We start from the raw sequence: 16,871 nt of genomic DNA, 5'->3' as shown, positions 1-16,871 counted from the left end.
GAATCATTGCCAAAGACCTATGAAATTTAGGTGCTGGATGAACGGCGGACCTCGATAGACTCATCCCATGCCTTTTATTCTTAGAATTCGGTATAAATAACTTCCCTGTTTTTAATGCACGGTAAGCAGGTTCGGTTGCTCGATTGACAGGTGTCAGCGGCAGGGAAAGCCGCCGTCAAGCCTACATGGACGTATTCACCCAGCACCTAAATTCCATAGCCCATTGGTTATGGTTAACTATCTTGGATAATTTAGGTGCTGGGTTCACGGCGTCCTGTCAAGCGAGTTACCGAATCCGCTACAATACTCATAGCCCCAGGAAATTATTTTTCACGACTCTCACGTAGAGGCGCTGCGCGAGGCACTTTAAGTCAATCGCCTACGATAAACTGACCGAAGGCGCGGCTGCCGCCGCCTGTTTCGATCGTATCGATCACTTCAAGACTCAACGCATCAATGACCGATACATTGTCATCGAACCAATTCGCGACATAGACAAAACGTCCCCCTGGCAGCGTGTCTATACCTTCGGGTTTATCGCCAACACTGATTACGGCCTTTTCTTGTAACGTTTCAGTATCGATCACCGATACGGTACCGTCGTCCTGATTGGTCACGAACAACAAGCTATCGTTTTGTGCCAGAGAAGCGGCATATGGCAGCATCTTGACCTTGACAGTGCCGATTCTTTTCAGATGATCGCGACTCAAGACCGTCACATCGTCACTTTCGACGTTCGCGACATAGATCTTCTCGCCTCGGCTATCGATCGTTAAACCGAACGGATGTTCGCCGACCTTGGTCGTGTTGCGGATACGCAGCGTTTCAAGATCGATCTGAGACACCGAATTATCCAGCCGGTTCGCGACATAGAGCCAGCGGTTATCGGGACTTACCGCAAGACCGGACGGCGATTGTCCGACCGGAATCGTTTTCTTAACTTCCAGGCTTTCGGCATCGACTACCGATACGATGTTTTTGTACCAGTCGGCGATGAAGATCGTCTTGCCGGCCCGGTCCGTCGTGATGCCCAATGCGCCGGCACTGACCGGAACCTGAGCGATCAATTTGTTGCTCACGGTATCGATCACGGCTACTTCGCCCGATTTCGGCGTCGTGACATAGACACGGCTACCGTCCGGCGCAACTGCGATACCTGCCGGTTTGCCGGGTACCTCGATAGTTTCGATAACCGTATTTGACACAGTGTCGATAACCGATACGCTATCGCCAAGTTGATTGGTGATATAGGCGCGCGGCGCGGCGGCCAATGGCAGGGATAAAAAAAACGCGGCGACCAAAGTCGCCGCGTTATTGACATGCGTTAAAAACACTGCAAATAACCTTATTTTTCGGCTAAGGCTTTCAGGTTTTCCAAACCTTCTTTAAAAATCGCGTTAACGGCAGTGTTGGCCGCTTCTTCGTTCATTTCATCCGGTGGGTTGTTGTTCATGTATGCGCGGTAGTAACCGGCTTTCCAGATTACCTGCGTTTTATCGCCTTTAGCCTTGACGTCGATGCTTGCAGCATAGTTACTGACCGGCAATACCGGCACCTCTTCGTCTTGGCCGGAATGCGTTATGGTTTTTGCAGCACTCATATCTTTGATTTTATAAGCATAACTCATCTTTTTATCGTCATGCTTTTTCAATTCTTCTTTTATAGTCCCCCCGTCTTTTAGCGTTAAAACACGGGTCGCGCCTTTTTTGTTGCCGCCCTCACCTGTTGTGCTGGCCACTGCCGGCAACCATGACATATCGTCGAAATTTTTAATCAACGCCCAGACTTTATCAGCCGGTGCATTAATGGTGATATCCTGCTTTACTTTCTGACGCACCGGGCCATGAGCATGGGCGCCGGCTGCAAACAAAAACAAAGCTGAAACTAAGAGCGTAAATTTTTTCATTATTGACTTCCTATTGCGGAAAAGTGAAAAGATAGCTGGCTATTATATGCCAAAACACCGATCGCTAAAAACGAGTCGAGGGTTAATACTGCAAAAAAGCACCTGAATTTTTCCTGAATTCATGCGCCAAGGATTTGTTCATAAACTTATAAAAAGTATATTCTGTCCACGAAAACCACGAAAATATTCAATTAACTATACGTTCCAAGCCGCTCACCCAATGAGGGCTTAAAAAGATTTATGGAACCGCATGAATACTTTACTGTGAAAGTTCGTAGATTTGGACACTTTATCTAATTTTTCGACATACAAAACTCTGTGCAGGCAATACCGGTTCCAGAGAGGGTGCGGTTGCTCGATCGACAGGCGTCGGCGGCAGGGAGCCGCCGTCGAGCCTACATGGACGTATTCACCCAGCACCTAAATTCCATAGCCCATTGGTTATGGTTAACTATCTTGGATAATTTAGGTGCTGGGTTCACGGCGTCCTGTCGGGCGAGTGACCGCACCCTCCGCCACCAGAGAACTTTCATTTGCCGGGGCGATGGCTAGGCCTTCATGAACGTTAGTGTATTTCTTGGAGCGAATGCCGAATTAAGGATAAATAATTTCTATATTGTGGGGGCAGCAGTGACCCGCTACAAAGCCATAACTCCGAAAAATAATTTGTTACGAAATCCTAAACAAAAGCATTCACAGCCGACAAATCTTTTTTGATGTCCTCGATGTTTTCGAGACCGACCGAAATACGCACCAAACCATCCTTGATTCCCGCAGCGTCCCGCGCCTCTGGCGTCAAGCGCCCGTGTGTGGTGGTCGCAGGATGCGTGATAGTGCTTTTGACATCGCCGAGATTTGCCGTAATCGATATCATGCGCGTCGAATCGATTAAATTCCAGGCCGGCTCCTTACCGCCCTTCAATTCGAAACTAACGATGCCGCCGAATCCGGTTTGCTGACGCTTTGCCAACTCATGTTGCGGATGCGATACCAGCCCTGGATAATGAACCCTTTCAACTCCCGGTTGCCTTTCCAACCAACGGGCTAAATCCAAAGCATTGGCGCAATGTTTTTCCATCCGCAGTGCTAGCGTTTCGAGCCCCGACAGAAAAGCCCAGGCATTAAAAGGACTCATCGTAGCGCCGCCTGTGCGCAAATAAGGATAAATAGCTTTTTCGATGATTTCATCGGAAGCGACAACTGCTCCGCCGACACAACGGCCATGACCATCGATATATTTGGTCGCCGAATGCACGATGATATCGGCGCCGAGGTCAAGCGGTTTTTGCAGTGCCGGCGTACAGAAACAATTGTCGACAATGAGCAAGCAATCATGCCGATGCGCTAAGTCGGCAAGCGCTTGAATATCGGCGATTTCAGTCAACGGATTAGACGGCGTCTCCAAAAACAAAAAACGGGTATTCGGTTTGATCGCCGCTTCCCAAGCGGCCAAATCGGTTAAGGCGACAAAATCACTCTCCACCCCGAACTTGGCAAAATAATTTTGAAACATCAACACGGTATTGCCGAATACACCCCGCGAAACCACCACATGATCGCCCGATTTTAACAAACCCATGCCGACCGCCATAATGGCGGCCATGCCCGACGCAAAAGCCAGACACCGCTCACCATTTTCCATCCAGGCCAATCTTTCCTGGAATGCATTGACAGTCGGATTGGTAAAGCGGGAATAGATATTACCGGGAATTTGCCCGGTAAACTTCAATGAGGCTTCTTCGGCGCTGTCAAACACATAACTGGAAGTCATAAATATCGGAATGCTATGTTCTGCTTCGCCCGTGCGCCGATGCCCCGCTCTAATAGCTTGAGTTTCCAGCGAATAATCGTTCCAATCGGTATCTTTCATGTTACTCCTGTTCTAACCGGTGAGACGTTTCTATAAGTTTCGAGCATAGACCTTGCTCAGTCTGAATTCTGCATTTCTATAATAAAATTTTCCGAATTTCTTTTTGCCTGAGCGTCATCGTTACGCAAGGCTTGAACATTCTCCAAATAGGCATCGTCGATATCGCCGGTAATATATTCGCGGCTGAAGCACGATGTATCGAAATGCTGAATATCTCTATTGCCTCTTCTTACCGCCTCAATCAAGTCCTCTAAATCCTGATAAATTAAACGATCTGCACCGATCGCTTCACAAACCTCGTCTTCGGTACGGCCGTGCGCAATTAATTCTTCCACTACCGGCATATCGATACCGTAGACATTAGGATATCTGACCGGCGGTGCCGCCGATGCAAAATAAACTTTTTTAGCACCGGCTTCACGGGCCATTTGTATGATTTGCTCCGAAGTCGTTCCTCTGACGACAGAGTCGTCTATTAGCAGAACATTTTTACCGTCGAATTCCAAATCGATTGCATTGAGCTTTTGCTTAACCGATTTTTTGCGCTTTTGTTGACCCGGCATGATGAACGTACGGCCGATATAACGGTTTTTGATAAAACCTTCCCGATATTTGACATGAAGTTTGTTAGCCAGCTGCAATGCCGCGGTTCGACTGGTATCAGGAATCGGAATCACCACATCGATATCGTGATCCGGCCAAATCCGCATAATTTTGTCGGCCAATTTTTCACCCATTCTCAAGCGGGCCTTATAAACCTGGATATCGTCGATGATCGAGTCGGGTCGAGCAAAATAAACATATTCGAACATACAAGGACAATGATCGACGAAATCGGAACATTGCTTGGTATGCAATGCACCCGATTCCTCGATGAACACCGCCTCTCCGGGCTCGATGTCCCGAATCAGATCAAAGCCCAAGACATCCAGCGCGACGCTTTCGGAAGCGATCATGAATTCGCTGCCTTTATCGGTTTTTCTTTCGCCGAATACAATAGGCCGAATACCATGCGGGTCGCGAAATCCTAGAATACCGAAGCCCGCTATCATTACGACGACAGCATAAGCGCCGCGTACACGCTGATGAACTCTGGAAACCGCGGTAAACACATCTTCCACAGTCAATTTCAGCTTACGTAATTGCTGCAACTCATGCGCAAACACATTGAGCAATACTTCAGAATCGGAGTCGGTATTGATATGACGCTGATCTTCGATGAATAAAACGTGCTTCAACGCTTCGGTGTTGGTTAAATTGCCGTTATGAGCCAGCGTCAAGCCGAACGGAGAATTCACATAAAAAGGCTGTGCTTCGGCCGAGCTCGTGCATCCGGCGGTTGGATAGCGCACATGACCGATGCCCATATTACCCTTGAGTTTCAACATTTGACTGGTCGTAAAAACATCCCGAACCAAGCCGTTATCCTTACGTAAATGCAAACGTCCGTTTTCACAGGTCACGATGCCGCTCGCATCCTGCCCCCTATGCTGCAATACGGTCAACGCATCATACAGTTCTTGATTAACGTTGTTATGAGCAACAATACCGGCAATACCACACATGCTTTAAACCTAAAATTTTAATCAACGATAATTAACATAGCTCACCACGTCTGCCGGGATATGATCCCGTAACCAAACGGCAAGCGATTGAAAAGGCGGAATCAAAGTCGACTCTTTCCACCAAGCATCCTCCGGAAGCGGCGTCAAACCGGCCAACATAATGCAAACCGTGACGACCAACAATCCGCGAGCGATACCGAAAATCATTCCGGCGAAACGATCCGACCCGGTCAATCCGGTTTGCTTGACCAATTTTCGTAACATTAAATTGATCAATGCACCGCCAATCAACACGGCAAAAAACAATGCCGCAAAGGCTGCGGCAACACGGGCCGAAGGCACGCTAAAAACCGGCTCCAAAAGCGAGGAAAACTCCCGACTAAACGTTAACCCGAGCCAAATCGCGACGACCCACAATACCAGCGAGAATGCTTCTTCGATAAAGCCTCTAAATAAACCGATCACCAAAGAAATGGAAATCAACCCCAAAATGGCATAATCGACCCAGATCATATCCGCATCTCCTATAAAGCTCATTCGGAAACCAGAAAACCTTTCAGACTATGTTGGCTGTCCAATTGCATCAGTTGGGTTTCAGCCCGTTTTTTATCGAGCTCGGGACCGACACGAAGACGATACGCCTTACCTTGTGCGGTATCGACTTCGGTAACGAAGGCAGGAAAACCTTTTGCGCGCAGTTTATCACGGAGTGAATCGGCATTTTCCTGTTTACTGAAACTGCCTAATTGTATATACCACTTAACCAGGCCCGTGCTTGCAGCCGGACCGCTTTGTTGAGGCGCCGCTTGACTTACTTGAGCACTGGCCGCTGCCGGTTCGATGGCCTTGGGTTTATTGACCGACAATAACAGACTCTTGAGATTATTGTCGGCATCCAGTCGCGTTTTAAGCGCCTGGGCTTTGCTTTTATCGGTTTCAGGCCCCACCAAGACCCGATAGGATTTTCCGCCTCGGATATCGATCTCCTCGACCGCAGCGGGAAAACCTTGAGAGCGCAATTTATCGCGCAATGCAAATGCATTATCTTTCTTACTAAAACTGCCCGGCTGTATATACCAAGTCACAAGTTCCGCAATCGGCAATGCCGCCACCGACTCCGTTTTCGTTTCCGGAACCCTGACTTCGGAAACCGGAGCCTTCTCAGCTATCACAGCCGGCTTATCCGTTTCCGTCAAAGAGGCCGGCAATTTTTTCTTATCAATAGGCTTAAGCTCAGACCCGTCATCGACAGGCCCAATGTATTCGAGCTCTTCAGGAGTCAAACCCTCTACTTCATCGGCATCAGGCTCGGGCTCGTCAACCGACTCTTCGGCCCATTGAGACCAACTGCTGTCCGGAAGACGCTCGGCAGTCTTGGCAAATTCCTGCACTGGCGGCTCAGGCAAGGCTAATTCGTTGACCAATTGACCGCTCTCCTCAATCGGATCGTCAAACAGCATCGGTACAAAAATAGCGGCCAACGCGGTGATGACAACTGCGCCGATCAATCTTTGTTTTAATTCCTGGTCCATCGTTAACCTCTAAGCTAAACGAGCTAAAGAACGAGCATGAAATAACTTCGACAACGGTTGGAAGAAGAGTCGGCGGCTCGATTGGCAGGTATCGGCGGCAGGGGTAGCTTCCGTCAAGCCTACATGGACGCATTTACAGCGTCCTGTCAAGCGAGCCACCGAACCGCTGCACAGCGCATTACTTGTAGAAGTTATCTTGTGCATATTCCTAAATATTCAGATACTAAAAAGAAAGAACCGAAAACCAATAATAAATCGTTTTTTCCGGCTTTAGTCTTGGCGCTATCCAATGCATCTTGCAATCCTGAAAAACCGAAATCGACAGCCGTAATTTTGCACTGTTCAAAATAATCTTGCATCATTGCCTCGGAAGCGCACCGAGGATTGTCTTTTAACGGCACAAAGTACCACTGATGAACCAATGGTTTCATGATACTGATAACGCCAGGAATATCTTTATCCTTCATCATCGTAAACACGGCATGAATGCGTTTGCCGGAAAAATTATCACTCAGATAGTCGGCCAAGGTCTGAACGGCTTGCGGATTATGCCCGACATCGAGTAGGACAGGTATCTCGTCATGAATGATTTGAAAACGCCCGATTAGTTCAACGGATTCGATGCCCTGCCTTATCGAATCCACACTAATCGGCAGTCGTGAAGACATTAGGGTCACGGCCATTACCACAGCAGCCGCATTTCGATATTGATGCTCGCCTTTGAGATTAGGTTCCGGCAATTCTTCGATCTGCCGATCGGGTGTATACCATATCCAACCTTTCGGCTGCTTACGATACGCAAAATCGCACCCGATGAAAAAAGCCGGGGCCTCAATTTCGTTTGCATATTCGTATATCGAGTCAGGTGATTCAGGATCGCTGATAATCGCAGGAACGTGCTTTCTAAAAATACCGGCCTTTTCACGACCGATCAGCTCGCGCGTTTCGCCGAGCCAGTCCGCATGATCGATCCCGATGCTGGAAATAATAGAAACGTCGGGGTCCACAATATTGACGGCATCAAGACGCCCGCCCAAACCTACCTCCAACAATTGCACATCGAGATTAGCCCTGGAAAAAATATCGAGCGCGGCCAAGGTACCGAATTCGAAGTAACTCAACGATACACCGGCTCGAACCGATTCAATTCGCTCGAAAGCCGAACAGATCAAATCGTTGCTAACCGGTTTGCCGTTTATTTTTATACGTTCGTTATAACTTAGAATATGCGGAGAAGTATATGTACCGACTCGATAACCTTGAGCCCGATAAATGAATTCTAAGAAAGCCACGCATGAACCTTTGCCATTGGTCCCTGCTACCGTGATCGTCGTCGGTTTATCGTAATCCGGTTGCAATGCTCGAAATACGCTCTGCACTCGCTCCAAGCCTAGATCGATCGTTTGCGGATGCAAACCTTCCTGCCACTTCAGCCAGCCCTCAAGCGTATCGAAATGCTTCATCTCAGAAAAATTATGGGGTCCACGAAAACACAAAAAAGCACGAAAGCGCCAACGTAATAGCCAGTCGTGGATCGCCACATCCAATAACTGCAAACTTAAGCCCTATCGCGGACCGATTTTTGTTGTGTCTTTCGTGCTTATCGTGGTCTAACCGCAACTGTAGAATCATTCTGCCGATTATAATTGCTGCCAATTTATTATAATTACACTGAATCCTGAACGGCAGGCAAAGGCTCGGATTCGGCCAAGATAAGAGGCTCTTCTATAGTCGGGCATATTTTCGTTTCCATCCGCGAAGCCATCAAAATCGCCAGCATTGCAGCAATTTTATCGCGCATTTCACGCCTATCGACAATCATGTCGATAGCGCCGTGCTCTTGCAAAAACTCGCTACGTTGAAAACCTTCCGGCAACTTTTCTCGAACGGTTTGCTCGATGACGCGAGGCCCTGCAAAACCAATTAAGGCATTCGGTTCGGCGACATTAATATCGCCAAGCATCGCCAAACTTGCGGAAACACCGCCCATCGTCGGGTCGGTCATACACGAAATAAACGGCAATCCCGCTTCCGACAACCTAGTCAAGGCCGCACTGGTTTTCGCCATTTGAAACAATGAAAACAACGATTCCTGCATGCGAGCGCCGCCGCTGGCGGTAAAAACAATGAACGGCGCACCCATTTCGAGACTCTCATTCACGCCTCGCACGAAACGCTCACCGACCACCGACCCCATCGAACCGCCCATAAAACTAAAATCGAACGCAGCGGCTACGATATCTTTATTCTTGAGCTTACCCTTAATCACTACGAGGGCATCGCTTTCCTTGGTCTGTTTTTGCGCTTGGCTGATACGGTCTTTATAGCGTTTGGAATCCTTGAATCTAAGCGGGTCGGTCGGTTTGATATGTTGACCGATTTCTTCTTGATCCTGCTCATCGAGAAATAATTCCAAACGTACTCTTGCCGATATCCGCATGTGATGATTGCATTTAGGGCACACACTGGAATTTCGTTCCAATTCGTTGTTATAGAGAATCGCGTTACAACTCGGACATTTGGTCCATAAGCCCTCTGGCACAGCGCCTTTTTTCTTGTTAGTCCCGTCTGTTCTGATTGTTGAGGGGACCAGTTTTTCAAACCAACTCATATTTTAAACTCCGAATTCGCTCATGTGATCGACGACTTATTCATCCATTGCGGCGCGCATGGCTTTAAGTAAATCGACTATTTCGGAACAGGCCTGCTCCGGATTATCCAAATTCGCTTCGATTTTACTGATCAAGGCGCTACCGACAACGACACCATCACCTAAATGAGCCACTGTCTTTGCCGTTTCGGCATCCTTGACACCGAAGCCGATACCGATCGGCAATCGAGTATTCGCACGAATTAACTTCAGCCTTTCCTCGACATCGGCGGTATTCAAGTGCCCGGCACCGGTCACACCTTTGAGTGAAACGTAGTAAATATAGCCACTGCCCGCCGCATCCATTTTACGAATGCGTTCTTCATTACTATTAGGCGCCAACAAAAAAACCGGATCGATACCGCGTTCATTCAGCAACGAAACACAGAAATCGGCCTCCTCAGGCGGCAAATCAACCGTCAGCACACCATCGATTTCTACGCGTTGCGCCGCATTGGCAAAGTCTTCGTAACCCATTGCCTCGATCGGATTTAAATAGCCCATCAACACAACCGGCGTTTGGTCATCCTTTCTTCTGAATTCGGCGACTATATTGAGTACTTTTCTTAAACTCATTTTATGCGCCAAGGCACGTTCACTGGCTTTCTGAATAACCGGCCCGTCTGCCATCGGATCGGAAAACGGTACGCCAAGCTCAATAATATCAACGCCCGCTTCCACCATCGCATGCATCATCGGCACGGTAAAATTCGGATGCGGATCGCCGGCCGTCAAAAATGGAATTAAAGCCTTACGGCCTGATTTGGAAAGCTCATCGAATTTTGCGGCTAAACGGCTCACAGTTCTATTCCCTCGCGTTGCGCCAAGGTCATGATATCTTTATCGCCACGACCGGAAAGATTGATAATAATAATGCTGTCTTTGGGCATGGTCGGCGCCAGCTTTGTCGTATAAGCAATCGCATGACTCGATTCCAGCGCAGGGATAATGCCTTCCATTTCGGTTAGATCATGGAACCCCTTCAAGGCTTCATCATCGGTTATATTGACATATTCGGCGCGCCCGCTGTCTTTCAACCAAGCATGCTCGGGTCCGACGCCGGGATAATCCAAGCCCGCCGAGATTGAATGCGTTTCGATGATTTCACCATCATCGTCCTCGATCAAATAAGTCCGATTGCCGTGCAAAACTCCCGGACGTCCCGCGCAAAGCGGAGCAGAATGACGTCCGGTTTCGACGCCGTCTCCGGCCGCTTCGACGCCGTACATTTTGACCGACGCATCGTCGATAAAAGGATAAAACAAACCGATCGCGTTCGACCCCCCCCCGACACAAGCGACCAGCGCATCGGGCAACCGCCCGGTCATGGTCAAGCATTGTTCTTTGGCTTCACGGCCGATCACGGTTTGAAAATCGCGCACCATCGCGGGATAAGGATGCGGCCCTGCTACCGTTCCAATAATGTAGAATGTATTGTCGACATTGGTAACCCAATCACGGAGCGCTTCGTTTAACGCGTCTTTCAAAGTCTTCGAACCCGATTCGACCGCAACGACTTTTGCGCCAAGCAGTTTCATTCGGTAAACATTCAAGGACTGTCGCGCGACATCGACCGCCCCCATATAAACAACGCACTCGAGTCCCAGTCTCGCAGCGACCGTAGCTGTAGCCACGCCATGCTGACCCGCGCCGGTTTCAGCGATGATCCGGGTTTTTCCCATGCGCTTAGCCAATAACGCCTGTCCGATCGTATTATTAACTTTATGCGCGCCGGTATGATTGAGGTCTTCTCGTTTCAAATAAAGCTGCGCTCCGCCTAAATGCCGACTCCAGCGTTCGGCATGGTAAAGCGGTGAAGGGCGTCCGACATAATGCTGCAAATCGGCATCTAATTCGGTTAAAAATTCAGGATCCTGCATATAGCGCAGATAAGCCTCTTCTAACTCTTGAATAGGCCCCATTAATGTTTCGGCAACGAATTTTCCGCCATAAGGACCGAAATGTCCGCGCTCGTCCGGCAAGTTATAATGCTGTGTCATGTTACTAACTTCTATTACCCTCGTTAATTATTCTTACGAATGCCGCCATTTTACCGGCATCCTTAATACCTTTTTCCGACTCTACGCCGCTGCTGACGTCCAATGCATAAGGGCCGACCGATTCCATTGCCTGCCTGACATTGCCGGGTTCCAAACCGCCGGCCAAAATAATCGGTTTTGCGCAATCTTGCGGAATCAAATCCCAATCGAAACGGTTTCCAGAACCGCCTTTCACTCCCGGATGATAAGCATCGAGTAACAAACCGGCGGCTCCGGAATACCGATTAGCCAAATCGGCTATATCAACGCCTTCCCGCATCCTAATTGCCTTGATATAAGGTTTATTGTACAGCTCGCAAGCATCTGGCGTCTCATCGCCGTGAAATTGCAAACAGTCGATCGGCACCCGACTCAACACTTCACGAATACGCGCCTCTTGCTCGTCGACAAATAAACCGATAACACTGGTAAAGGGCGGCAATGCCTCGACAATCGCAAGCGCCTGATCAATATCAACATTTCTCGGGCTAGGCGGATAAAAAACCAACCCGATCGCATCCACGCCTAGATGCGCCGCACGGACTGCGTCATTAACCCGGGTAAAGCCGCAAATTTTAACGCGAGTACGCATAAAGAGATAAGATACTTAATAAAAAATTTAGCCGAATAGAATACCATAAAACAAAAGCCCTAAGCTAAGGCTAAAATGGCCTACGGCAATTCCCAATTCAGAGACCTCAGCGCCCCTCACCTAACGCTAGGTGAGGGGCCGAATTTTTTTCTCCGATGAGCAATACAACGACTAATGAGTATGATTTGATTCGGAGTGCTCGTGATTGTCAGGATGTAAATGATTTTCACTAGGGTGATGGCTCTGAGATGAATCAGAGTGAGGGGGCTCACCACCGGAATCATGTCTATGCTCATTGACTTGCGGTTGCCCGTGCTCATGCACACTGGCTTCTTGAGGATCGATTGCCCCTTCGACCGCAACACCGTAACGATAGACCATCAATCCGCCTAAATCGGCTCCCAAAACGACCAACACGGACAGACCCGCCGACAGAAATAGAAAAAAACCGTTAGCCGCACCTTTAAGCGAACTGCCGGCCAACAGACGCCAAACCGATAACAACGCCGATAAGCTTAACACCATAATACCAATTTGCTCATGCCTTTCCATGATGTCATGAACATTACCTCCGTGCGCAACCGTTTCGCCGGCTTGCAAACCGGTATAAACAGTCACTGCTGCGCCAATCGTCCCAAAATAAAGCATCGCCGAAGCGGCACTGCGCCAAACCGGGTTACGAATCAAAGTCCCTAATAAGTCGAGAATAAAAAAACCGATCAATAAAGCGATTGGAAAATGTACTAGCAAAGGATGAATATTATCCAATTCAGCGATTCCCGGAAATATACTCGCAAATATGTCCGAAGGCTCTTGTGCAGCAAGGCTTTCCAGAAATCCTAAAAAATGCCCGACAGAATCGGCGACTCCGCCACCATGATCGGCGCCGCCATGAATTTGAAAAGAATAAAAGTGATTCACATCAATTACGCTATGTTAAGTTTCGAATAAACACAATGTACTCGAAATCGTCGGAATTGCAAACTGCTAGAAAGCGATAAACCAGACCTGTTTACCTTTCGCACTTCAAATTTCGGCAGTGCCTGAAGAAGCACCGGGGTGCGGTCGATTTTTGCTCCTCGGCAATTGCTCCTGCATTGCCCTAATACACGCCATCCGTGGCGTAATGCAAAATCCACATTCACGCCATCCATGGCGATCGCAAAGGCTTTGCCAGCATGGAGCTGGCATAGAGCCTACAGGGACGTATTTACGGCGCCCTTTGACGGACACCCCGGTGCCGAATTTTGATCTACGATGGGTATAACCTTGACCGACCCGAGTTTTGAAATCGACCCGATTTCGCCGTATATTAGCGACCTGTTTCCTAGACCGGCATTTCATCAATGGACACCATCAGCATTCGCGGCGCGCGCACCCATAACCTAAAAAACATCGACCTGGATTTGCCCCGCGACTCCTTGATTGTCATTACCGGTCTCTCAGGTTCCGGTAAATCGTCACTGGCTTTCGACACGATTTATGCCGAAGGCCAACGGCGCTATGTCGAATCACTGTCCGCCTACGCCCGGCAATTCCTGTCGATGATGGAAAAACCGGATGTCGATCATATCGAGGGACTGTCCCCGGCCATTTCGATCGAACAAAAATCGACCTCCCACAATCCTCGCTCGACGGTCGGCACAATTACCGAAATCTATGATTACTTGCGTTTGCTCTATGCTCGCGCAGGCACGCCTCGCTGCCCTGACCATAATGTTTCATTAGCCGCACAAACCGTCAGCCAAATGGTAGATAGCGTGCTCGAACAAACCGAGGGAGGGCGCTGGATGTTATTGGCACCCGTCATTAGCCAGCGCAAAGGGGAATACCTACAATTGCTTGAGGATTTACGCGTGCAAGGCTTTATCAGAGCACGCATTGACGGCAACGTATTCGATCTCGACGAAACGCCGACGCTCGACCCCAAGAAAAAGCACACGATCGAAGTGATCGTCGATCGATTCAAAATTCGTAACGACATCGCATTGCGCCTTTCCGAGTCATTCGAAACGGCACTTCGCATCGCCGACGGTATCGCGCTGGCCGTTTCCATGGACGACAACACAACCTTATTATTTTCCGAACGCTACGCCTGTCCGCACTGCGGGTACAGCCTCAGCGAATTAGAACCGCGCATTTTTTCGTTCAACAACCCGAAAGGTGCTTGCCCAACTTGCGACGGACTTGGTGTTCGTCAACACTTCGATCCGGAACTGGTGGTGCATAATCCCAACATCAGCCTAGCCGGCGGGGCAATCCGAGGCTGGGACCGGCGCAACGCTTATTATTATCAAATTATCTGTTCGCTGGCCGAACACTATGGTTTCGATCCGGAAATCCCTTACCAGGATCTACCGAACAACATCAAAAAAGTATTATTATTCGGCAGCGGCAACGAAGCGATCGAGTTCAAACTGATAGGCGGACCACGCGCCGGCCAAACCAAGCGCTACAGCTTTGAAGGTATCATTGCGAACATGGATCGCCGTTACCATGAAACCGACTCTCCGATGGTCCGTGAAGAACTGGCCAAATATCTATCGCAAAAAACCTGCCTCGACTGCGGCGGAGCTCGCCTAAACAAGGCTGCCCGCCATGTTTTCGTCAACGAACGCCCCCTGCACGAACTTACCCGTTTTCCGATACGCAAATCTTTACAGTTTTTCGAAGAGTTGGATTTACCTGGAAAACAGGGCGAAGTGGCTGCGAAAATCATCAAGGAAATCGTCGAACGACAAGAGTTTTTGGTCAATGTCGGGCTAGATTATCTGACCCTCGATCGTAGCGCCGATACGTTGTCCGGCGGCGAAGCGCAACGTATCCGGCTGGCCAGCCAAATCGGCGCAGGCTTAGTCGGCGTAATGTATGTGCTCGACGAACCGTCAATCGGCCTGCATCAGCGCGATAACGACCGTTTGTTGAATACCCTGTTCCGGCTCAGGGATCTGGGTAATACCGTAATCGTCGTAGAACACGACGAAGATGCGATTCGCTCGGCCGATCATATTGTCGATATAGGCCCCGGCGCCGGTATTCACGGCGGTAGAATCGTCGCACAGGGGACGCCGCAAGACATCATCGACTCGCCCGATTCGTTGACCGGCCAGTATTTGTCGGGAAAACAAATGATTGCGATTCCGGAAAACACGACGCCGGTCGACCCGGAAAAGCGCATCGTGATCCTCAACGCTCAAGGCAATAACCTGAAAAACGTCGATATTGCTCTGCCGGTCGGCCTACTTACCTGTATCACCGGCGTATCCGGCTCAGGGAAATCGACGCTCATCAACGATACGCTCTACCGCTATGTTGCGCGCGCAATCAATCGAGCCGGCACCCTGCCCGCACCTTGCGATGAAATCGAAGGCATTGAATATTTCGATAAAGTCATTGATATTAATCAAAGCCCGATAGGCCGAACGCCCCGCTCGAATCCGGCTACTTATACCGGAATTTTTACGCCCATCCGGGAATTATTCGCGGCAACGCCTGAAGCTCGTTCACGCGGCTACACGCCGGGGCGCTTCAGTTTCAACGTCAAAGGGGGCCGCTGCGAGGCCTGCAAAGGCGATGGAGTCATCAAAGTCGAAATGCATTTCTTGCCGGATATTTTCGTACATTGCGACGTCTGCGGCGGTAAACGTTATAACCGTGAAACGCTGGAAATCCGCTATAAAGGCAAGGCAATCAACGAAGTATTGGATATGACCGTCGAGGATGCCGCGCAATTTTTCAGCGCCGTCCCAGTATTATCCAAAAAACTGCACACCTTAACCGAAGTGGGGCTGAACTACATCACGCTCGGACAAAATGCCGTCACGCTTTCCGGCGGCGAGGCGCAGCGCGTCAAGCTCGCTAAGGAACTGTCGAAACGCGATACCGGAAAGACGCTCTATATTCTCGACGAGCCCACAACCGGCCTGCATTTCCACGATATCAAACAATTATTGCGCGTATTGCATACACTACGGGATCATGGCAACACAGTGATCGTCATCGAGCATAACCTGGACGTGATCAAAACGGCGGATTGGATTATTGATATGGGGCCGGAAGGCGGCGACGGAGGCGGCACACTGGTCGCTGAAGGTACACCTCAACAACTGAGTGAAAACAACGCTTCGCATACCGGGCACTATTTAAAACGATTTTTTAGCTGATTTGGCGAATTGGCTCGAATTTTTAAGCACGGCTCAATCTTATACGCTATCTTCATACCCTCATCCTAAATTCGGCAGTTTAACCATGAAACACATGAAGTATTTCAAGTCCTTCATGGTGAATGCTTTTTCAAGGTTCATAGTAAATATTACGAAATAAGGATTGAAAACAAAAAAGGCCGGAAAGAACGCTCTTTCCGGCCTTTTTTGTTTAGCTAAGCGGTTAAACTTTTTCCGATTCGGCTAGCGCGTTGAACGCATCGATTTTAGCTTTTCCGGTGTTGACCAATTCGACTCCGGTATCGATGACCATTTTGACAAGTCCCGGAATTCGATAGACTCTCAAACCTAAATAAGCCACTATCGGAATCGCAATAAAAGCCGCAATAAATCCGTTTAAACCGAACAAGGTCATCAACTTAATCAATAACACGGCGGCATCCAGCGGCAATAAAACCATCGCTCCGAAATAAATCAATACCATGAATGTAAACAGAACGAATACGACGAACTGGAGAAGTCTAACTAATGCGACGTTAATATTTTTCATTGTA

14 protein-coding genes are annotated in these 16,871 nt (G+C 49.0%); 1 reads left to right on the top strand and 13 read right to left on the bottom strand.

All coding sequences use genetic code 11. The annotated features are described in order from the left end of the window. Positions 1–371: 371 nt before the first annotated feature. The 12 genes from MEALZ_RS07285 to MEALZ_RS07230 form a co-directional block, all read right to left on the bottom strand. Positions 372–1,334 (bottom strand): YVTN family beta-propeller repeat protein, encoded by a 963-nt coding sequence (locus MEALZ_RS07285; protein ID WP_014147974.1) that lies wholly within the window; start codon positions 1,332–1,334, stop codon positions 372–374. A gap of 11 nt (positions 1,335–1,345) precedes the next feature. Then, positions 1,346–1,906, bottom strand: coding sequence for an SRPBCC family protein (locus MEALZ_RS07280; protein WP_014147973.1), 561 nt, complete (start codon positions 1,904–1,906; stop codon positions 1,346–1,348). 679 nt (positions 1,907–2,585) lie between these two features. Beyond that, entirely contained in the window at positions 2,586–3,776 is a 1,191-nt protein-coding gene (locus tag MEALZ_RS07275; RefSeq protein ID WP_014147972.1) for an O-succinylhomoserine sulfhydrylase, read from the bottom strand. A 56-nt stretch (positions 3,777–3,832) separates the two neighbouring features. Then, a complete protein-coding gene (purF, locus tag MEALZ_RS07270; RefSeq protein ID WP_014147971.1) occupies positions 3,833–5,341 on the bottom strand; it encodes an amidophosphoribosyltransferase in 1,509 nt (502 codons plus the stop codon). A 21-nt stretch (positions 5,342–5,362) separates the two neighbouring features. Further along, positions 5,363–5,854 carry a CvpA family protein gene (locus tag MEALZ_RS07265; protein WP_046061432.1) on the bottom strand — a complete coding sequence of 164 codons (492 nt, stop codon included), beginning with the start codon at positions 5,852–5,854 and terminating at the stop codon, positions 5,363–5,365. A gap of 20 nt (positions 5,855–5,874) precedes the next feature. Further along, a complete protein-coding gene (locus tag MEALZ_RS07260) occupies positions 5,875–6,873 on the bottom strand; it encodes an SPOR domain-containing protein (protein ID WP_014147969.1) in 999 nt (332 codons plus the stop codon). A gap of 191 nt (positions 6,874–7,064) precedes the next feature. Continuing rightward, a complete protein-coding gene (gene folC, locus MEALZ_RS07255) occupies positions 7,065–8,336 on the bottom strand; it encodes a bifunctional tetrahydrofolate synthase/dihydrofolate synthase (protein ID WP_014147968.1) in 1,272 nt (423 codons plus the stop codon). Positions 8,337–8,539: 203 nt separating this feature from the next. Further along, positions 8,540–9,484, bottom strand: coding sequence for an acetyl-CoA carboxylase, carboxyltransferase subunit beta (gene accD / locus MEALZ_RS07250; protein ID WP_014147967.1), 945 nt, complete (start codon positions 9,482–9,484; stop codon positions 8,540–8,542). 36 nt (positions 9,485–9,520) lie between these two features. Beyond that, a complete protein-coding gene (trpA, locus tag MEALZ_RS07245; protein WP_014147966.1) occupies positions 9,521–10,324 on the bottom strand; it encodes a tryptophan synthase subunit alpha in 804 nt (267 codons plus the stop codon). Beyond that, positions 10,321–11,523 carry a tryptophan synthase subunit beta gene (gene trpB, locus MEALZ_RS07240; RefSeq protein WP_014147965.1) on the bottom strand — a complete coding sequence of 401 codons (1,203 nt, stop codon included), beginning with the start codon at positions 11,521–11,523 and terminating at the stop codon, positions 10,321–10,323. The genes trpA and trpB overlap by 4 nt, the downstream gene beginning before the upstream one ends. A 4-nt stretch (positions 11,524–11,527) precedes the next feature. Continuing rightward, positions 11,528–12,154 carry a phosphoribosylanthranilate isomerase gene (locus tag MEALZ_RS07235; RefSeq protein ID WP_014147964.1) on the bottom strand — a complete coding sequence of 209 codons (627 nt, stop codon included), beginning with the start codon at positions 12,152–12,154 and terminating at the stop codon, positions 11,528–11,530. 171 nt (positions 12,155–12,325) lie between these two features. Continuing rightward, positions 12,326–13,075, bottom strand: a complete 750-nt coding sequence (locus tag MEALZ_RS07230) for a DUF2231 domain-containing protein (RefSeq protein ID WP_014147963.1) — start codon at positions 13,073–13,075, stop codon at positions 12,326–12,328. A 425-nt stretch (positions 13,076–13,500) separates the two neighbouring features. Here MEALZ_RS07230 and uvrA point away from each other — a divergent pair, with 425 nt between their 5' ends. Continuing rightward, positions 13,501–16,317 (top strand): excinuclease ABC subunit UvrA, encoded by a 2,817-nt coding sequence (gene uvrA / locus MEALZ_RS07225; RefSeq protein WP_014147962.1) that lies wholly within the window; start codon positions 13,501–13,503, stop codon positions 16,315–16,317. A gap of 223 nt (positions 16,318–16,540) precedes the next feature. Here the strand turns inward: uvrA and MEALZ_RS07220 are convergent, their stop codons facing one another. Continuing rightward, on the bottom strand, positions 16,541–16,867 hold the full coding sequence (locus tag MEALZ_RS07220; protein WP_014147960.1) for a hypothetical protein: 327 nt from the start codon (positions 16,865–16,867) through the stop codon (positions 16,541–16,543). Between the last annotated feature and the right edge of the window lie 4 nt (positions 16,868–16,871).

Origin of the sequence: Methylotuvimicrobium alcaliphilum 20Z, from assembly GCF_000968535.2 — a bacterium.
Taxonomy (GTDB): domain Bacteria; phylum Pseudomonadota; class Gammaproteobacteria; order Methylococcales; family Methylomonadaceae; genus Methylotuvimicrobium; species Methylotuvimicrobium alcaliphilum.
The sequence above is the reverse complement of the archived record's forward strand: the minus strand, read 5'-3'. Positions and strand labels throughout refer to the sequence as shown.